Annotated in this window: 16 protein-coding genes; 8 read left to right on the top strand and 8 right to left on the bottom strand. The window is 61.9% G+C overall.

Annotated features, from left to right (window positions below; genetic code table 11):
• Positions 1–176: 176 nt before the first annotated feature.
• The gene (locus tag FGE05_RS00445) at positions 177–884 is read right to left on the bottom strand and encodes a PolC-type DNA polymerase III (protein ID WP_139640676.1); all 708 of its coding nucleotides are present in this window, start codon (positions 882–884) and stop codon (positions 177–179) included.
• Positions 881–2821: a putative nucleotidyltransferase substrate binding domain-containing protein gene (locus FGE05_RS00440; protein WP_139640675.1), complete on the bottom strand. Its 1941-nt coding sequence runs from the start codon at positions 2819–2821 to the stop codon at positions 881–883. Before FGE05_RS00440 ends, FGE05_RS00445 begins: the two co-directional genes overlap by 4 nt.
• Positions 2822–3074: 253 nt before the next feature.
• Between FGE05_RS00440 and FGE05_RS00435 the strand changes: the two genes are divergently transcribed.
• Positions 3075–3521, top strand: a complete 447-nt coding sequence (locus tag FGE05_RS00435; RefSeq protein WP_139640673.1) for a response regulator — start codon at positions 3075–3077, stop codon at positions 3519–3521.
• 193 nt (positions 3522–3714) lie between these two features.
• On the opposite strand, the gene FGE05_RS00430 is transcribed toward FGE05_RS00435, so the two are convergent.
• On the bottom strand, positions 3715–5892 hold the full coding sequence (locus FGE05_RS00430) for a malate synthase G (RefSeq protein ID WP_139640671.1): 2178 nt from the start codon (positions 5890–5892) through the stop codon (positions 3715–3717).
• 558 nt (positions 5893–6450) lie between these two features.
• On the opposite strand from FGE05_RS00430, the gene FGE05_RS00425 reads away from it, so the two are divergent.
• On the top strand, positions 6451–6969 hold the full coding sequence (locus FGE05_RS00425; RefSeq protein ID WP_139640669.1) for a glycine cleavage system protein R: 519 nt from the start codon (positions 6451–6453) through the stop codon (positions 6967–6969).
• A 217-nt stretch (positions 6970–7186) separates the two neighbouring features.
• Here FGE05_RS00425 and rarD read toward each other — a convergent pair whose 3' ends face one another.
• The 5 genes from rarD to FGE05_RS00400 all read right to left on the bottom strand — a co-directional run bounded on the left by rarD (position 7187) and on the right by FGE05_RS00400 (position 12967).
• Positions 7187–8074, bottom strand: a complete 888-nt coding sequence (gene rarD / locus FGE05_RS00420; protein WP_139640667.1) for an EamA family transporter RarD — start codon at positions 8072–8074, stop codon at positions 7187–7189.
• Between the two features lie 215 nt (positions 8075–8289).
• A complete protein-coding gene (locus FGE05_RS00415) occupies positions 8290–9264 on the bottom strand; it encodes a serine/threonine protein kinase (RefSeq protein WP_139640665.1) in 975 nt (324 codons plus the stop codon).
• A gap of 171 nt (positions 9265–9435) precedes the next feature.
• Positions 9436–11337 carry a PhoX family phosphatase gene (locus FGE05_RS00410; protein WP_139640662.1) on the bottom strand — a complete coding sequence of 634 codons (1902 nt, stop codon included), beginning with the start codon at positions 11335–11337 and terminating at the stop codon, positions 9436–9438.
• Between the two features lie 67 nt (positions 11338–11404).
• Positions 11405–12169 carry a TOBE domain-containing protein gene (locus tag FGE05_RS00405; protein ID WP_139640660.1) on the bottom strand — a complete coding sequence of 255 codons (765 nt, stop codon included), beginning with the start codon at positions 12167–12169 and terminating at the stop codon, positions 11405–11407.
• A 57-nt stretch (positions 12170–12226) separates the two neighbouring features.
• The gene (locus tag FGE05_RS00400; protein ID WP_139640658.1) at positions 12227–12967 is read right to left on the bottom strand and encodes a ComF family protein; all 741 of its coding nucleotides are present in this window, start codon (positions 12965–12967) and stop codon (positions 12227–12229) included.
• A 91-nt stretch (positions 12968–13058) separates the two neighbouring features.
• On the opposite strand from FGE05_RS00400, the gene bioB reads away from it, so the two are divergent.
• The 6 genes from bioB (at position 13059) to FGE05_RS00370 (ending at position 18069) form a co-directional block, all read left to right on the top strand.
• On the top strand, positions 13059–14114 hold the full coding sequence (gene bioB, locus FGE05_RS00395) for a biotin synthase BioB (RefSeq protein ID WP_139640656.1): 1056 nt from the start codon (positions 13059–13061) through the stop codon (positions 14112–14114).
• A gap of 168 nt (positions 14115–14282) precedes the next feature.
• Positions 14283–15461, top strand: a complete 1179-nt coding sequence (gene bioF, locus FGE05_RS00390) for an 8-amino-7-oxononanoate synthase (protein WP_139640654.1) — start codon at positions 14283–14285, stop codon at positions 15459–15461.
• Positions 15454–16185, top strand: a complete 732-nt coding sequence (locus FGE05_RS00385) for an alpha/beta fold hydrolase (protein ID WP_139640652.1) — start codon at positions 15454–15456, stop codon at positions 16183–16185. Before bioF ends, FGE05_RS00385 begins: the two co-directional genes overlap by 8 nt.
• Positions 16178–16990: a malonyl-ACP O-methyltransferase BioC gene (gene bioC, locus FGE05_RS00380; protein WP_139640650.1), complete on the top strand. Its 813-nt coding sequence runs from the start codon at positions 16178–16180 to the stop codon at positions 16988–16990. Before FGE05_RS00385 ends, bioC begins: the two co-directional genes overlap by 8 nt.
• The gene (gene bioD / locus FGE05_RS00375) at positions 16987–17667 is read left to right on the top strand and encodes a dethiobiotin synthase (RefSeq protein WP_139640649.1); all 681 of its coding nucleotides are present in this window, start codon (positions 16987–16989) and stop codon (positions 17665–17667) included. Before bioC ends, bioD begins: the two co-directional genes overlap by 4 nt.
• Before the next feature lie 105 nt (positions 17668–17772).
• Entirely contained in the window at positions 17773–18069 is a 297-nt protein-coding gene (locus FGE05_RS00370; RefSeq protein WP_139640647.1) for a pyrroloquinoline quinone biosynthesis protein PqqE, read from the top strand.
• Positions 18070–18151: the final 82 nt, after the last annotated feature.

Below are 18151 nucleotides of genomic sequence, written 5' to 3'. Positions count from 1 at the left end.
GCAGAGGCGGGGGCGGGAATGCAATTGGAGCTGATCGGGATACTGTCTGTGGATTTAGCTGACTCTGTGGGAGCAAGGCTTGCCCGCGATAGCATCATCCGGGATTAACAGCCTGACCGAGTTGTTTGCATCGCGGGCAAGCCATGCTCCTACAGGTCAGCCATGCTGGGTCAGTGTTACATGGAAGGCGCCTGCTGCCGGCGCTTCCACTGGCCCAGGCACTGTTGCAGGTTGAGCGGGCTGTGGATCTGTTGCTGGCGGGCGCGACTGAACAGGATCAGTGCCAGTTCCGCCGTGGCCAGGGCGTCGGCGCTGGCATTGTGACGATCAACCACTTGCAGCTTGAAAGCCTCGATCCAGTCGTCCAGGCCGCTCTTGCGCAGCGCTGCCTGGGGGCAGAGCATCGGCGCCAGGTCGGCTACGTCGAGGAACACGTGCTGCAAGCGGTAGCCCAGGTGGTCTTTCAGGGCGCGACCGAGCATGTGGGCGTCGAAGGGCGCGTGGAAGGCCAGCAGCGGACTGTCGCCGACGAACTCCATGAACGCCAGCAATGCTTCGGCCGGGTCGCTGCCCGCGGCGATTGCGCTGGGTGCCAGGCCATGGATCAACACACTCGGCCCGAGCTTCTGCTTCTCGCATTGCAAGGTGCGCTCGAACTGCTGGCTGAAATCGATGGCACCGTCTTCGATCACCACCGCCCCGATGGACAGCACCTGATCCTTGTTCAAGTTCAGGCCGGTGGTTTCCAGGTCCACCACCACCCAGCGCTGCTCCCGCAGGCTGCGCTCATCCAGGGGCGAGGGCGGCGACAGGTTTTCCAGGCGCCGCTGCAACGCGTCCGGCAACGTCGGCGAGGCCGGGCGCAACCAGGAAAACAGGTTCACAGTTGATACCTCAAGGTCAGGCTGCTTTGCAGGCGTTGAGCCTGGCGCAGGGATTCACGCAGGATCCGCCGATCCAGGTGATTGAGGCTGTCGGGGTCGACACGGTTGGAGTAGGGCAGGTTCTCGCGGGTCTGCAGTTGGTGTTGCTGCATACGGGTTTGCTGGATGAAGTGGTAGGCCTCTTCATAGGCCGCACCATCCAGGGGATCGATCACCTCCCGGGCGACCAGTTGCCGCAAACGCTCCAGGGTGTTGTTGGCCTCGATGCCATTGGCCAGCGCCAGCAGGCGGGCGCCGTCGACGAAGGGCGTCAGGCCTTGCACTTTCAGGTCCAGGGTGGCTTTCTCACCGTTTTTACGGCTCAGCACGAAATCCCTGAAACGCCCGACCGGAGGGCGATGGCGCAAGGCGTTCTCGGCCATCATGCGCTGGAATAGACGGTTATCGCCCACCTGATCGAGGATCTGCCGGCGCAACTGATTGCAGCCTTGCTCGTCGCCCCAGACCACCCGCAGGTCGAAATAAATGCTGGAGCCCAGCAGGTTTTCCGGCGTCGCTTCGCGAATGAAGGCGGCAAAGCGTCGGGACCATTCGGCGCGGGACAGGCACAGTTCCGGGTTGCCGGCCATGATATTGCCCTTGCACAGCGTGAAGCCGCACAGCGCCAGGCTCTGGTTGATCTGTTGGGCGATGGGCAGCAGCAGGCCGCGGATCTGCGCCGCATGGGCCGCGTCCCGGGCCTCGAACAGGATGCCGTTGTCTTGGTCGGTGTGCAGGGTTTGCTCGCGCCGGCCTTCACTGCCAAAGCACAACCAACTGAACGGCACTCCCGGATCGCCTTTTTCGGCCAGGGTCAGCTCGATGACGCGGCTCACGGTGTGATCGTTGAGCAAGGTGATGATGTGGGTGATTTGGGTCGACGACGCGCCGTGGGCCAGCATGCGTTCCACCAGTTGGCCGATTTCGCCCCGCAGGGCCACCAGGTTTTCCACCCGGGGGGCGCTGCGAATGGTCCGGGCCAGGTGCACCAGGTCGACTCGCTGCAGGGAAAACAGATCCCGTTCCGATACCACGCCACACAGGCGCTGTTCCTTGACCAGGCAGACATGGGCAATGTGGCGTTCGGTCATGGCGATGGCCGCGTCGAAGGCGCTGTGATCCGGCGAGAGAAAAAACGGTGCCTGGGTCATGTGCGCCGCGATGGCCTGGGAAAAGTCCCCGGAACCGTCGGCCACGACCTGTCGCAGGTCACGCAGGGTGAAAATCCCCACCGGCGCCTTGTGTTCGTCCACCACCACGATGCTACCGACCTGCTGCTCGTGCATCAGCTTCACGGCTTCGCGCAACGGCGTGTCAGGGCTGCAGCTCACCGGATGACGCATCGCCAGCTCACCCAGGCGGGTATTCAGGGAGTATTGGGTGCCCAGGGTCTGCGCGGATTTTTGCTGGACCTGCTGGTTGACCTGGTCGAGCAGGCTGCTGACCCCGCGCAGGGCGAAATCGCGAAACGGGCCGGACAAGGCGAATAATTTGATGAAAGCCTGCTTGTTCAATTGCAGGCAGAACGTGTCTTCGCCGGCCCGGTGCTCGGTGCGCGTGGCCCTTTCCCCGAGCAGTGCGGCAAGGGGAAAGCATTCGCCGGTGGTGATTTCGAAAGTGGTCTCGGTGCCACCCTTGGCCGAATGCGGACGCTCCCCTACCACCCGGCCCTGCTTGACGATGTAAAAGTGCTCCACCGGACCGTCGGCCGGCTTGATGATGGTTTCACCTGGCGCGTAGAAGCGCAGCAGGCATTGTTCCACCAGGTACGCCAGGTGAGCATTTTCCATCTGGTTGAACGGGGGGAAGCGTTGGAGGAACTGCAACGTGCCCTGGATGTTCTGCAACACCGCGGTTTTCCCCGCCTGGATGAAGGCGTCCGCTTTTTTCATAACCATTGCGCAATCTTTTTTGAATTGTTGTGGTCGGATCTGTTCCCCATGGTCGACCTCTGAGGGGGGAGTGCCCATTGGACGTAAGTCTAGGTTCCTGCAAAGGGGGACGACCTACAGAAAAAGTCCTGCACGAGCCCTGGAAAAATCTTCATTGAATGTTCTTGGAAAAAAATCCGACGAAGTGCACATTGAAGCGCTGCCGAACGATGTCTGACCACTGTGCCAGGGGATCGATTCAAGGAATGTAGAGAGCATCATGTCCGATCACGATATTTTGAGTGACGCCGAGCGCGAAGCGTTGAGTGCCGTCATGCTGGAGCCTGACCTGCCGCCGCAGCGAGTCTTGATCGTCGATGACGACAAGGACGCTCGCGAGCTGCTGTCGGAAATCCTGGCGCTGGATGGCATCCATTGCATGACCGCCGCCAGCGGCGAAACCGCACTCAGGATGCTGGAAACCAAGCCGTCGATCGGCCTGCTGATCACCGATCTGCGTATGGGCAATGTCGATGGCCTGGAACTGGTGCGCCTGATCCGCGAGTCGGAGCGGGCCGCGCTGCCGATCATCATCGTGTCCGGCGATGCCGACGTGAAGGACGCCATCGAGGCGATGCACCTGAGCGTGGTGGATTTTCTGCTCAAGCCCATAGATACGGAGAAGTTGCTGGAGTTGGTCAAGCGGGAGCTGGGGATGGATCTCTAGCCTGTGGCGATCGTTCCCACGCTCCGCGTGGGAATGCAGCCGGGGACGCTCCGCGTCCCGAAGAGCCGAACGCGGAGCGTCCGTTGCGGCATCCCCACGCAGAGCGTGGGGATGATCAGCAAAGGCGGTTATGCAAACAAAAAAGGCCCTGATCGCAAGATCAGGGCCTTCCTCATTTATCGCTACCGCTCAATCACAGACCATTGGCCGCCTTGAACTCGCGGCGACGACGGTGCAGCACCGGCTCGGTGTAGCCGTTAGGCTGCCGGGTGCCTTCGATCACCAGCTCGACCGCTGCCTGGAAAGCGATGTTGCTGTCGAAGTCCGGTGCCAACGGACGGTACAGCGGATCGCTGGCGTTCTGGCGGTCCACCACTGGCGCCATGCGCTTGAGGCTTTCCATCACCTGGTCCTGCGTGACGATGCCATGGCGCAGCCAGTTGGCGATGTGCTGGCTGGAAATGCGCAGCGTCGCCCGGTCCTCCATCAGGCCGATATCGTTGATGTCCGGCACCTTGGAGCAGCCGACGCCCTGGTCGATCCAGCGCACCACGTAGCCGAGGATGCCCTGGGCATTGTTGTCCAACTCGTTTTTGATCTGCTCCGGCGTCCAGCTCGGGTTGACCGCCAGCGGGATGGTCAGGATATCGTCTACCGAAGCGCGGGTCCGCTTGGCCAGTTCGGCCTGACGGGCGAACACGTCGACCTTGTGGTAATGCAGCGCATGCAACGCGGCGGCGGTCGGTGATGGAACCCAAGCGGTGTTGGCACCGGCCATCGGATGGGCGATTTTCTGTTCGAGCATCGCCGCCATCAGGTCCGGCATGGCCCACATGCCCTTGCCGATCTGCGCACGACCTTGCAGGCCGGTGCTCAGGCCGATGTCGACGTTCCAGTTTTCGTAGGCGCCGATCCACTTCTCGGCTTTCATGTCGGCCTTGCGCACCATCGGGCCGGCTTCCATCGAGGTGTGGATTTCGTCGCCGGTGCGATCCAGGAAACCGGTGTTGATGAACACCACGCGCTCGCTGGCAGCCTTGATGCAGGCCTTGAGGTTGACCGTGGTGCGGCGCTCCTCATCCATGATCCCGACCTTGAGGGTGTTGCGCGGCAGGTTCAGCACGTCTTCGATGCGACCGAACAGCTCGTTGGTGAACGCGGCCTCTTCCGGACCATGCATCTTCGGCTTGACGATGTACACCGAGCCGGTGCGGCTGTTGCGGCGCGACGTATTGCCGTTGAGGCTGTGGATCGCCGCCAGGCTTGTCACCAGACCGTCGAGAATGCCTTCCGGCACTTCGTTGCCATCTTTGTCGAGGATCGCGTCGATGGTCATCAGGTGACCGACATTGCGCACGAACAACAGCGAGCGACCGTGCAGCGTCAGGCTCGAACCGTCGACGGCGGTGTACGCGCGGTCCGGGTTCATGGTGCGGGTAAATGTCTGACCGCCCTTGGCGACCTGTTCCGACAGATCGCCTTTCATCAGGCCGAGCCAGTTACGGTAGATCACTACCTTGTCATCGGCATCGACGGCGGCGACCGAATCTTCGCAGTCCATGATGGTGGTCAGCGCGGCTTCCATCAGGATGTCTTTGACGCCGGCGGCGTCGGTCTGGCCGACTGGGGTGCTGGCATCGACCTGGATTTCGAAGTGCAGGCCGTTGTGCTTGAGCAGTACCGCGGTGGGAGCCGAGGCGTCGCCCTGGAAACCGATCAGTTGGGCATCGTCACGCAGGCCACTGTTGCTGCCACCCTTGAGGGCGACCACCAGTTTGCCGTCGACGATCTTGTAGGCGGTGGAGTCGACGTGGGAGCCGGCCGCCAGGGGGGCTGCTTCGTCGAGAAAGGCACGGGCGAAAGCGATGACCTTGTCGCCGCGAACCTTGTTGTAGCCTTTGCCTTTTTCCGCGCCATCGGCTTCGCTGATGGCGTCGGTGCCGTACAGCGCGTCGTACAACGAACCCCAGCGGGCGTTCGAAGCGTTGAGGGCGAAACGGGCATTCATCACCGGCACCACCAGCTGCGGGCCGGCCATGCGGGCGATTTCGTCATCGACGTTTTGGGTCGTAGCCTGGAAATCCGCCACTTCTGGCAGCAGGTATCCAATGTCTTGCAGGAAGGCTTTGTAAGCCACGGCATCAAAGGCCTGGCCGGCCTTCGACTGGTGCCAGGCATCGATCCGAGCCTGGAAATCATCGCGTTTGGCGAGTAGGGCTTTGTTCTTCGGTGCCAGGTCGTGGATGACCTTGTCGGCACCGGCCCAGAACTGGTCGGCGGTCAGACCGGTACCGGGGATGGCTTCGTTGTTCACGAAGTCGAACAGGACTCTGGCGACCCGAAGGCCACCGACTTGAACGTGTTCAGTCATTGCTTGCCTCTCACTCTGCTCAGCTATTTCGCTTTTCAGCTCTTCGATTTTGACAATGAAGCCTCGGGACATTTAAACCACAAACCCCGGAACCAGTACATGCCATCGCTGGCGGCTGGGTGGGACCTATCATGGGCGTTAAGCCTTGCTGATGGGGCTTTCAGGGATGCGACTGCGCCTTGGCAGACATCGGTCCAACATTATGTAGTGCTCGCTGCGGAATACTACATGAACAGTTGCGGTTGTGAAAATTAGACTAATTGCGTCGTTCCGCGACCGACTAAAGCAGTACGGTCACGACGAGACGTCTGATGTTCTCAAAAAACCGATGAATTGTTCCATATAAATCTTATGACTTGTACACGATTGTAAGTGGACCTCAGAATGATAAATGCAGCCGCCGAGTGTAGGAGCTGGCGAAGCCTGCGATCTTTGCTTTTTGATCTTTCGCTCCCGAATCAATTGGTATGGGAAAGATCGCAGCATCGTTGCACTCGACAGCTCCTACCCAGCTCATGCTGCCTATACTCTTTCTTCCCATAACAAGAGGGCTGCGCCATGGACCATCTCGTCATCACCGTTTTCGCCCCGGACAAACCCGGGCAGGTCGAGCGCATCGCCCAATGCATTGCCGAGCACGGCGGTAACTGGCTGGAAAGCCGCATGTCGCATCTGGCGGGGCAATTTGCCGGAATACTGCGCCTCAGCGCTCCGGCCGAATCCCATGAGGAACTGATCGAAGCCTTGCAGGGGTTGGCGAGCCATGGCATTCGCGTGCTCATCGCGCAGAGCACGATCGAGGAGTCCTGCAGTTGGAAACCCATTGCCATGGAGCTGGTGGGTAACGACCGTCCCGGCATCGTGCGGGACATCACCCGGTTGCTGAGCGAGCAGGGGGTCAATGTCGAGCGGCTGGTGACCCATGTCGGGCCGGCACCGATGAGCAGCGAACTGCTGTTTCACGCCGAAGCGATCCTGGGCGTGCCGCTGACGCTGTCGTTGGACACGTTGCAGGAACGCTTGGAGACCTTGGCCGACGAATTGATGGTGGAACTCAAACTGAGCGATGAGGCGTGAGGCCGGTTATCCAAGGAAAAGCTGCACCTGCCTGTGGATAACCTGTAGAGACCCGGCGCCAGCCCAGGCCCGGCGGGTCTTTGCCGGCGATGATCAAAAAATCGCCAATTTTCAAGGGCTTGTGCACAAACGGCGGGGATGACGCTGTGGATAACCTTGGGGTGGATCAACGCAGGCCACGTCAAGCGTGGCCTGTAGAGGGATGTACGATTTTTGATCAGTTGCGTCGGCGCATACTGATCACGGCGTCGATGCTGTATACCGCAAGTCCGGCCCAGATAAACAGAAACGCCACCAAGGTGCTGGACGACAGATGCTCGCCAAACAGCAGCACTGCCAGCAGCAGCACCAGTGTCGGTGCGATGTACTGGAGAAAGCCCAGCGTGGTGTAGGGCAGATGCCGGGCGGCGGCGTTGAAGCACACCAGCGGAACCAGTGTCACCGGGCCGGCCGCCACCAGCCACCAGGCTTCGGAGGTAGTCCAGAACGCTGCCTGGGCACTGGTGGCGGTCGGGTTGAACAGCAACCATGCTATGGCGATCGGTACCAGCATCCAGGTTTCCACCACCAGCCCTGGCAAGGCTTTGACCGGGGCTTGCTTGCGAATCAGACCATAGAAGCCGAAGGTCAACGCCAACGCCAGGGACACCCACGGCAAACTGCCGACCTGCCAGACCTGCTGCGCCACGCCAACCGCTGCCAACCCCACCGCCAGCCATTGCATGCGCCGCAGCCGTTCGCCGAGGATCAGCATCCCCAGCAGCACATTCACCAGCGGGTTGATGTAGTAACCCAGGCTGGCTTCGAGCATGCGACCATTGTTCACCGCCCAGACGTAGATCAGCCAGTTGGCCGCGATCAATGTGCCACTTAAGGCCAGGATCGCGAAGCGACGCGGATTGTCCCGCAGCTCGCGCCACCAGCCTGGGTGTTTCCAGACCATCAGCAGCGCCGCGCCGAACAGCGCCGACCACAGCGCCCTGTGGATGATGATCTCCACGGCCGGCACGCTGGCTATCGCTTTGAAATAGATGGGGAACAATCCCCAGATGACGTAGGCACTCAGGCCCAGGATGTACCCGCGACGCGGGTTGGCGGCTTGCATGCAGAATCCTTGCTTAGGCAGCTAACAAAGGAGTGATTGTAAGTAGATTTGTCAGGTTTTGGGCGAACCTTTGAGCAACAACGCAAATACCTCCTGTGGGAACGAGCCTGCTCGCGATCGCGGTGTATCAGCTTACGAATATGTTGTCTGACACACCGCGATCGCGAGCGGGCTCGCTCCCACAGGGGATTGTGGTGATGGTTGAAGTGCGCTCTTCAGAACAACTTCAACGGCTCTTCATTGAGCGCCGCCAGTTGCTCGCGCAATGCCAGCACCTGGTCGCCCCAATAGCGCTCGCTGCCGAACCACGGGAAGCTGCGGGGGAATGCCGGGTCGTCCCAGCGACGGGCCAGCCAGGCGCTGTAGTGCATCAGGCGCAGGGCGCGCAAAGGTTCGATCAACGCCAGTTCCCGTGGGTCGAAGTCATGGAACTCCTGGTAGCCGTCCATCAATTCCGATAACTGGCCCAGGCATGCCTGACGATCGCCGGCCAGCATCATCCACAGATCCTGTACCGCCGGGCCCATGCGACAGTCGTCCAGATCGACGATGTGGAAAACCTCGTCGCGACACATCATGTTGCCCGGGTGGCAGTCACCGTGCATGCGGATGTTCTGATGGGGCGTGGCGGCGTAGGTTTCTTCGACACGCTTGAGCAGATCCCTTGCCACCGACTCGTAGGCCGGAAGCAGGCTGCGGGGCACGAAACCGCTTTCCAATACGGTCGCCAGTGAGTCATGGCCGAAGTTCTTCACGCCCAGGGCCTCGCGGTGTTCGAACGGGCGGCTGGCGCCTACCGCGTGCAGGCGTCCGAGCAATTGCCCCAGGCGATAGAGTTGGTCGAGATTGCCTGGCTCCGGTGCTCGGCCACCGCGGCGAGGGAACAGGGTGAAACGAAACCCGGCGTGTTCGTGCAGGCTGGCGCCGTTGTGAACCAGCGGCGCCACTACCGGCACTTCGCAATCGGCCAGCTCGAAGGTGAAGCGGTGTTCTTCCAGGATCGCTTCGTTGGTCCAGCGCTGGGGGCGATAGAACTTGGCGATCAGCGGCTCGGCGTCTTCGATGCCGACTTGGTAGACGCGGTTCTCGTAGCTGTTGAGAGCCAGCACACGGGCGTCGCTGAGGAAGCCGATACTTTCTACGGCATCGAGCACCAGGTCGGGCGTGAGGGTTTCGAACGGATGGGACATGCTGACTCCTGCGCAGCGGCAGGGCTGCCGCGTCCGGCCCAGCATGTTAGCGCAGACGGAGGCAGATAGGTGGTGGCTGTGCTGAAGCCATCTCGAGCAGGCTCGCTCCCACATCGGATCTTCAATGTTGCTGATCCTTGTGGGAGCGAGCCTGCTCGCGATGGGGCCCTATCAGGCGCCGATGATTCCGCCGTCCTCGCGGGTAATCACCATCACCGACGAGCGCGGCTTGCCGTTGGGCAGGTGCTCGGGGAAGGTCGAACCGCCGTTTTCGCCAGGGTGCTGGATCCCGACGAACAAGGCCTTCTGGTCCGGCGCGAAGCTGATGCCGGTCACTTCGCAGCCCACCGGCCCGACCATGAACCGACGGATTTCGCCGCTGTTGGGGTCGGCACAGAGCATCTGGTTGTTGCCCATGCCGGCGAAATCCCCGGTGTTGCTGACGTCACCATCGGTGAGGATCCACAGCCGGCCGGCCTTGTCGAAGCCCAGGCCATCGGGGCTGTTGAACATGTTCTGCGGGTTGATGTTGGACGAACCGGCTTTCGGTGTACCGGCATGTACGGTCGGGTTTCCGGCCACTACGAACAGGTCCCAGCTGAAGGTCATGGACGCGTGGTCGTCGCGGTCGGTGCGCCAGCGCAGGATCTGCCCATAGACGTTCTTGGCCCGAGGGTTGGGCCCGCCCACCGGTTGGCCGTCTTCGCCGCGCTTGGCATTGTTGGTCAGGGTGCAATAGACCTGGCCGTCGTTCGGGCTGACTACGATCCACTCCGGGCGGTCCATTCGTGTGGCGCCCACGGCACTGGCGGCCAGGCGCGCGTGGATCAGCACTTCGGCCTGGTCGGCGAAGCCGCTGCTGGCGTCGAGGCCGTTCTTGCCATGGGTCAGTTCGATCCACTGGCCCTTGCCTTTCGGGTGGTCCGGATTGCTGTCACCGGCGTCGAAGCGCGCCACATACAAGGTGCCATGGTCCAACAGGTTGCGGTTGGCCTTGGGGTTCTTGTGATTGATGCGCTCGCGGCTGACGAATTTGTAGATGAATTCACCACGCTCGTCGTCGCCCATATAAACCACGGCGCGACCATCCCCGGTTTGTGCCAGGGCGGCGTTTTCGTGTTTGAAGCGGCCCAGGGCGGTGCGTTTGACGGGGGTGGACGCTGGATCGAATGGGTCGATTTCCACTACCCAACCATGGCGATTGAGCTCGTTGGGATTCTTCGCCAGATCGAAGCGTGGATCGTACAAGTGCCAGTTGATCTCGCGGCTGGTGACGGTGGCGCCGTAGCGCTTTTGCGCTTCATCGAACTGCAAATCGGACTTGCTGCTGCCAAAGCAGTCGGTGAAGTTTTCTTCGCAGGTCAGGTAGGTGCCCCACGGCGTCATGCCATTGGCGCAGTTCTGGAAAGTACCGAGGACTTTCTTACCGCTCTTGTCGCTGCCGGTTTTCAGCAGTTCATGTCCGGCGGCCGGCCCGCTCAGTTCGATCGGGGTGTTGCCATGGATCCTGCGGTTGTAGCGCGATGCCTGGACGAATTGCCACTGGCCGCCCTGGCGCTTCACTTCGATCACCGATACGCCTTCGCTGGCCTGGGCCTTGTGCACGTCTTCGGCCGACTGCGGCTGGCCGCCATGGGCGAAGAGGTAGCGGTAGTTGGTGTATTCGTTGTTGATTGCCATCAGCGCTCGGTTCTCGTCGCCCGGGAACGGGAACAGGCTCATGCCGTCGTTGTTGTCGCCAAATTGCATTTCCTGGTCACGCGCGGTGCCATTGCCACTCGGGTCGAATGCGGGGGCGTTCTTCTGCAACGGCTGACCCCAACTGATCAACACCGAGGACTTGTAGCCGGGTGGCAGGGTGAGGGTGTCGGTCGTGGCGGCAGCGATGCTGTCGAAGCCCAGCAACTTGCTGTTGCCTTCGCTGACGGCGGCGGCAAGGGCGCTGCGGCTCAACAGGTTGCCACCCAGGAACATGGCCGCGCCACACAAGGCGCCGGCGCCGATAAAGCTACGGCGGCTCAGGCCGACGATCTTTTCCAGGTCGGTGGATTGGTTTTCTTCTAATAGGCTCATCTCAGGCTCCCTGCTGGTTTTGGCAGTCACCTTAAAGCGGGTCGATGAAGCTTTTGTTTCAGTACCTTTATAACGGTGTCCCGAGCAACACATTCGTTGCCGAAAACACCACTTGCACCGGTGAGCCGGTGCCCAGGTTGCGCGCTTGCAGTTGTAGCGGATCGGCCAGGGCGCACAAGGTCTGGCCGTTGGGCAAGCCGATACGCACCTCGCTGGGACCGTTGGTGGCCGTGGCGATATGTTCGATGACGCCTTGTAGGGCATTTAAGCCTGATTTCTCCAGGGGCCCGTTGGGGAACAATTCCAGCCAGCCGGCCTTGATCAGCGCAACCACCTCGGTGCCGATAGCCAGCTCCAGGCGCACCGTACTGTCGTGGGTGATCTGTGCCTCGATGACCAGGCCACGGGCCAGTTCCAGGCGCACCCGGTCGTTATGGCCCTGGGCGTCGATGCCAAGGACTTTGCCGTGCAACTGATTGCGAGCGCTGGTGCGCAGCATCAGGCGACTCAGCAGGCCGAGGTCCCCGGCGTCTTCGCTCGCCTCCAGCAACTGCGCCTGCAAGGCTTGCAGGCGCAGGTACAGGCGCAGCACCCGTTGCCCTTCTTCCGACAGCCTGGCACCGCCACCGCCCTTGCCACCGACGCTGCGTTCCACCAGCGGCTGGTCCGCCAGGTTGTTCAACTCATCGATGGCATCCCATGCCGCCTTGTAGCTCAGGCCCGCGCTCTTGGCGGCACGGGTGATGGAGCCTTGCTCGGCAATATGTTGCAACAGGGCGATGCGTTGCGGACGCCGGACAATGTGTTGGGTCAGAAGCGTAGGTAAGGACATGGCGGAAACTGCGCGCGAGGGTGAATGAATGGACGTTGGCGCCTCGGCCGCCGCGCGTCAAGCCGGCTCACCGGGTTTGGGCGTGCGCGCCAGGCAATACACATCGACCCGGGCCGCACCGCCATCGAGCAGCAATTGGGCCAGCGTCTGGGCGGTTGCGCCGGTGGTGAGCACATCGTCTACCAGGGCCAGGTGGCGGTTGCGCAACGGGGCATCGGGCGCGAGGGCAAAGGCCTGGCGCAGATTCCGGCGCCGGTCCCTGGCATCGAGTGCCTGTTGCGCCGGGGTGTCGTGGATGCGCAGCAGCAGATGTTCTTCGCAGGGAATCTGTAACTCAGCACCGAGCCAGCGCGCCAGCAGGGTCGCCTGGTTGAACCCGCGCTGGCGCAAGCGTCGACCCGCCAGCGGTACCGGCACCAGCGCGTCGGGCCGCTCCAGGCCTTCGTCGAAATGATGTTGCAGCGACTGCGCCAACAGTTCGCCCATGAGGCGCCCGAGAGGCCATTTTGCCTGGTGCTTGAAACGGGTGATCAGACTGTCCACAGGGAAATCATAAGCCCAGGGCGCCAGGACGCGCTCGAAAGCTGGTGGTTGCGTGGCGCATTGCCCGCAACGGAGCCCGGCCATGGGCAGCGGCAGGGCGCAAATGACGCATTGATCGCCGAGCCAGGGCAATTCGCTTTCGCAGGGTATGCAGATTGGCTGCTGCGTATCGGTAGCGTCGCCACACAGGAGACAGAATTGCTTGTTTTTTAACCAGATGTAAACCGGTCCTTCGTATGGTGGTTGACAGCGCATGACTCTTCCTTAAATATGCCGAACATCCGTGTCGCGCCTGTGGGTATTGCGTGTCCCCAGTCGCCAGCCAAGCATAATCAAGGAAATACCCATGAGCGCCAGCATCACTGCCAACCTGCGTCATGACTGGTCTTTGGCCGAAGTCAAAGCACTCTTTGTCCAGCCGTTCAATGACCTGTTGTTCCAGGCGCAGACCGTGCATCGTGCGCATTTCGACGCCAACCGCGTTCAGGTTTCCACGCTGCTCTCGATCAAGACCGGCGCCTGCCCGGAAGATTGCAAATATTGTCCGCAATCCGGCCACTACAACACCGGGCTGGACAAGGAAAAGCTGCTGGAAGTGCAGAAGGTCCTCGAAGAGGCCGCGCGTGCCAAGGCCATCGGTTCGACCCGTTTCTGCATGGGCGCGGCGTGGAAGCATCCGTCGGCCAAGGACATGCCCTACGTGTTGGAAATGGTCAAAGGCGTGAAGGCCATGGGCCTGGAAACCTGCATGACCCTGGGGCGTCTCGACCAGGAGCAGACCGAGGCACTGGCCCAGGCCGGCCTGGATTACTACAACCACAACCTCGATACCTCGCCGGAATTCTACGGCAGCATCATCACCACCCGTACCTACAGCGAGCGCCTGCAAACCCTGGCCTACGTGCGTGATTCGGGGATGAAGATCTGCTCCGGCGGCATCCTCGGCATGGGCGAGTCCCTCGATGACCGCGCCAACCTGCTGATCCAGTTGGCGAACCTGCCAGAACATCCGGAGTCGGTGCCGATCAACATGCTGGTCAAGGTCGCCGGCACGCCGTTGGAAAATGCCGAGGATGTCGACCCGTTCGATTTCATCCGCATGCTCGCCGTGGCGCGGATCCTGATGCCCAAATCCCATGTTCGCCTGTCCGCCGGTCGCGAAGCGATGAACGAACAGATGCAGGCCCTGGCCTTCCTGGCCGGCGCCAACTCGATTTTCTACGGCGACAAGCTGCTGACCACCGCCAACCCGCAGGCCGACAAGGACATGCAACTGTTCGCTCGCCTGGGCATCCAGCCCGAAGTCCGCGAAGAACATGCCGACGAAGTGCACCAGGCCGCGATTGAACAGGCGCTGGTGGAGCAGAAGAGCAGCGAGCAGTTCTATAACGCGGCTGTGTGATCAACCCCGATTTTTCTGTTTGGAATGGGGGACCTGTGGGAGCGAGCCTGCTCGCGATAGCAATAGAGCATTCAACATTTACGTCGAATGACACACCGCCATCGCGAGCAGGCTCGCTCCCACAGGGGAACCCTTCAATCTTTGAATAGTGGTCACCCCGAGGCCAGCATGCCCTTCGATCTCGCCGCACGCCTGGCTGCCCGTCGTGCCGAAAACCTCTATCGCCAACGTCCGCTGCTCGAAAGCCCCCAGGGCCCGGAGGTGGTGGTGGATGGGCAACCGTTGCTGGCGTTCTGCAATAACGACTACCTGGGCCTGGCCAATCACCCGCAGGTGATCGAAGCCTGGCGTGCCGGGGCGACCCGTTGGGGGGTGGGTGGCGGTGCTTCCCATCTGGTGATCGGCCATAGCGGTCCCCATCACGCCCTGGAGGAGGCCCTTGCCGATCTCACCGGTCGTCCGCGGGCGCTGCTGTTCACCACCGGCTACATGGCCAACCTCGGCGCCGTGACCGCACTGGTCGGGCAGGGCGATACGGTGCTGGAGGACCGGCTCAATCACGCGTCGTTGCTCGACGCCGGGATACTGTCCGGCGCGCGTTTCAGCCGTTATCTGCACAACGACGCCCGGAGCCTGGCCAGCCGTCTGGAGAAAGCCACCGGCAATACGCTGGTGGTCACCGACGGGGTCTTCAGCATGGACGGCGACATTGCCGATCTGCCGGCCCTGGCCCGTGAAGCCAAGGCCAGGGGCGCCTGGCTGATGGTCGACGATGCTCACGGTTTCGGTCCGTTGGGCGCGAGCGGAGGCGGTATCGTCGAGCACTTCGGCCTCAGCCAGGACGACGTGCCGGTGCTGGTCGGCACCCTGGGCAAGGCCTTCGGCACCGCTGGCGCTTTTGTGGCAGGCAGTGAAGAGCTGATCGAGAGCCTGATCCAGTTTGCCCGCCCCTATATCTACACCACCAGCCAACCGCCGGCCCTGGCCTGCGCCACGCTCAAAAGTCTTGAGTTGTTGCGCAGCGAGCATTGGCGGCGCGAGCATTTGCAAGTGTTGATCCGTCAGTTTCGCCATGGCGCGGAGCAGATTGGCCTGCAACTGATGGACAGCTTCACGCCGATCCAGCCGATTCTGATCGGCGATGCCGGGCGAGCGATGCGCCTGTCGCAAATGCTGCGCGAACGGGGTCTGATGGTCACCGCGATACGGCCACCCACCGTACCGGCCGGCAGCGCCCGTTTGCGTGTGACCCTGACGGCCGCCCACAGCGAGGCCCAGGTGCAACTATTGTTGAATGCACTGGCCGAGTGTTTTGCTCTGCTGGGGCCGGAGGCAAGCCATGCGTGATCGATTGATATTGCTGCCTGGTTGGGGGTTGGGCGTTTCCCCGCTGGAACCGCTGGCCGCTGCGTTGCACGGGCTCGACGAACATCTGCGGGTGGAAATCGAGCCATTGCCGGCCCTGGTAACGAGTAATCCCGAGGAATGGCTCGACGAGTTGGACGCCAGCGTGCCCCAGGATGCCTGGTTGGGCGGCTGGTCCCTGGGCGGCATGCTGGCCTCCGAGTTGGCCGCGCGCCGGGGCGAGCATTGCTGCGGGCTGTTGACCCTGGCGAGCAATGCTTCGTTTGTGGCTCATGAGCAATGGCCGAGCGCGATGGCCAGTGACACCTTCGACGGTTTCCTCGACGGGTGTGCCGCCGATCCACGCCTGACCCTCAAGCGTTTCAGTTTGTTATGCGCCCAGGGCTGCAGCGACCCCCGTGGGTTGGCGAGGCTGCTGCTGGCCGGCGCACCGAACACCGCGCCGGAGGTGTCGATGGCCGGTCTGCAAGTGCTGGCGCAGCTGGATACCCGTGCCGCTTTGCAACGCTTCCGTGGCCCGCAATTGCATCTGTTTGCCGGGCTCGACGCCCTGGTGCCGGCCGAAGCCGCGAGTGAATTGCTGGCATTGTTGCCGGACGTCGAGATCGGCCTGATCGAACAGGCCGGTCATGGATTTCTTCTGGAAGACCCGCACGGTGTCGCGGGGGCGATCCAGGCCTTTTTTCATGAGGCCGGTGATGACTGACCTATCCCTTCCCAAATTGCCCGGGGCCTTGCCTGACAAGCGCCAGGTGGCAGCCTCTTTCTCCCGGGCGGCGGCCAGCTACGACAGCGTGGCGGAATTGCAGCGCGACGTGGGTCAACAGTTGCTGGAGCAGTTACCTGCCTCGCTCGTGCCGGGACGCTGGATGGACGTGGGGTGCGGCACCGGTCACTTCACCCGTGCGCTGGGCGCGCGCTTCGGCGTGGCCAGCGGCGTTGCGCTGGATATCGCCGAAGGCATGCTCAACCGTGCCCGTCCCCAGGGTGGGGCTGCGCATTTCGTGGCCGGGGACGCGGAGCGCCTGCCCCTGCAAGCGTCGAGCTGCGACCTGGTGTTCTCCAGCCTTGCGGTGCAGTGGTGTGCGGACTTTGCCTCGGTGTTGAATGAGGCCCATCGTGTACTGAAGCCGGGCGGGGTCTTTGCCTTCACCAGCCTCTGTGCCGGTACGTTGTATGAGTTGCGCGAAAGCTGGCGCCAGGTGGACGGCCTGGTGCACGTCAACCGTTTCCGGGAGTTCGAAACCTATCGACAACTGTGCATGGAAAGCGGGTTGAAGGTCATCAGCCTCGAGAACCGCCCCCATGTGTTGCATTACCCGGACGTACGCAGCCTGACCCATGAATTGAAATCCCTCGGTGCCCATAATCTGAATCCCGGCCGCCCGGGAGGGTTGACCGGCAGAGCGAGGATCCTGGGGATGATTGAAGCCTACGAGCAATTTCGTCGGGTAGAAGGGTTGCCCGCGACCTATCAGGTGGTCTACGCCGTGCTGGAGAAACCTCTATGAGCCAGGCTTACTTCATCACCGGCACCGATACCGACGTGGGCAAGACCACTGTTGCGGCCGGCCTGCTGCACGCAGCACGACAGGCCGGCATGAGCACCGCCGCCGGAAAGCCCGTGGCCTCCGGTTGCGAAGTCACGCCCAAGGGCCTGCGCAATGCCGACGCCCTGGCCCTGCTCGCGGAATGCTCGGTGCCGCTGACGTATGCCCAAGTCAACCCGGTGGCGTTCGAGCCGGCCATTGCGCCGCATCTGGCGGCCCGGGAAGCCGGCGTGGCGTTGACGGTGCAGTCGTTGTTGGGGCCGATGCGTGACGTGCTGGCCCTGCAAGCCGATTTCACCTTGATTGAGGGCGCGGGCGGTTGGCGCGTTCCGTTGGCTGATCAGGACAATCTCTCGGACCTGGCAATGGCCCTGGGGCTGCCGGTAATTCTGGTAGTGGGGGTACGGTTGGGCTGTATCAGTCACGCGTTGCTCACCGCCGAAGCCATCGCCCGGGATGGCCTGCAATTGGCTGGTTGGGTGGCGAATATCGTCGACCCCAAGACGTCGCGCCTGGAGGAAAATCTGGCCACGCTCGCCGAACGCCTTCCGGCACCGTGCCTGGGCCGGGTGCCACGAATCAAGGGCGTAACGGCGGAAGCCGTGGCCGGGTACCTGCATCTGGACCTGCTGGATTAGGGTTTGCCTATAACAAGGCACTGTGCCATTAGTGTTTTTGTCGGGCCTTTTCCCAGTGCTTCTGATTCAATGGCCTTGTCGACCCTTCAAGATACGAGCCTTGCCATGGAAATCTCAGGAAGTACCGCATTCTATGCTGGTCTGAGTACTATTCAGACAGGGCAGAACCGTGTCGATCAGGCTTCATCTCAAATCGCCAACAACACCATCGAGCGGGCGGTTACCAGTCAGTCGTCCGAAGTCCAGGTCGATCGCCTGCGGTCGGTGGATCGCAGCCAGCAGTCGGACCTGGCCAGCAACATGGTTGAAATGGCCCAGGGCAAGTTCCAGGTGCAAGCGGGCGTGAGCGTGGCTAAAGCGTCCGACGAAATGCTGGGTACGTTGATCGATACCTTCGCCTGATCTTGAGTTCCCCGATTTGCGAAAGCGCCGCGATTATTCGCGGCGTTTTCGTCTCTAACTCCCTCACGCTCAACTAATCTTT

Source organism: Pseudomonas sp. ICMP22404, from assembly GCF_006227205.1.
Classification (GTDB): domain Bacteria; phylum Pseudomonadota; class Gammaproteobacteria; order Pseudomonadales; family Pseudomonadaceae; genus Aquipseudomonas.
The sequence above is the reverse complement of the archived record's forward strand: the minus strand, read 5'-3'. Positions and strand labels throughout refer to the sequence as shown.

Bases quoted from the DNA above. Each gene is read 5' to 3' on its own strand.
- FGE05_RS00440 (WP_139640675.1), bottom strand. From the start codon at position 2,821: ATGGTTATGAAAAAAGCGGACGCCTTCATCCAGGCGGGGAAAACCGCG.
- FGE05_RS00435 (WP_139640673.1), top strand. From the start codon at position 3,075: ATGTCCGATCACGATATTTTGAGTGACGCCGAGCGCGAAGCGTTGAGT.
- FGE05_RS00430 (WP_139640671.1), bottom strand. From the start codon at position 5,892: ATGACTGAACACGTTCAAGTCGGTGGCCTTCGGGTCGCCAGAGTCCTG.
- FGE05_RS00425 (WP_139640669.1), top strand. From the start codon at position 6,451: ATGGACCATCTCGTCATCACCGTTTTCGCCCCGGACAAACCCGGGCAG.
- rarD (WP_139640667.1), bottom strand. From the start codon at position 8,074: ATGCAAGCCGCCAACCCGCGTCGCGGGTACATCCTGGGCCTGAGTGCC.
- FGE05_RS00415 (WP_139640665.1), bottom strand. From the start codon at position 9,264: ATGTCCCATCCGTTCGAAACCCTCACGCCCGACCTGGTGCTCGATGCC.
- FGE05_RS00410 (WP_139640662.1), bottom strand. From the start codon at position 11,337: ATGAGCCTATTAGAAGAAAACCAATCCACCGACCTGGAAAAGATCGTC.
- FGE05_RS00405 (WP_139640660.1), bottom strand. From the start codon at position 12,169: ATGTCCTTACCTACGCTTCTGACCCAACACATTGTCCGGCGTCCGCAA.
- FGE05_RS00400 (WP_139640658.1), bottom strand. From the start codon at position 12,967: ATGCGCTGTCAACCACCATACGAAGGACCGGTTTACATCTGGTTAAAA.
- bioB (WP_139640656.1), top strand. From the start codon at position 13,059: ATGAGCGCCAGCATCACTGCCAACCTGCGTCATGACTGGTCTTTGGCC.
- bioF (WP_139640654.1), top strand. From the start codon at position 14,283: ATGCCCTTCGATCTCGCCGCACGCCTGGCTGCCCGTCGTGCCGAAAAC.
- FGE05_RS00385 (WP_139640652.1), top strand. From the start codon at position 15,454: ATGCGTGATCGATTGATATTGCTGCCTGGTTGGGGGTTGGGCGTTTCC.
- bioC (WP_139640650.1), top strand. From the start codon at position 16,178: ATGACTGACCTATCCCTTCCCAAATTGCCCGGGGCCTTGCCTGACAAG.
- bioD (WP_139640649.1), top strand. From the start codon at position 16,987: ATGAGCCAGGCTTACTTCATCACCGGCACCGATACCGACGTGGGCAAG.
- FGE05_RS00370 (WP_139640647.1), top strand. From the start codon at position 17,773: ATGGAAATCTCAGGAAGTACCGCATTCTATGCTGGTCTGAGTACTATT.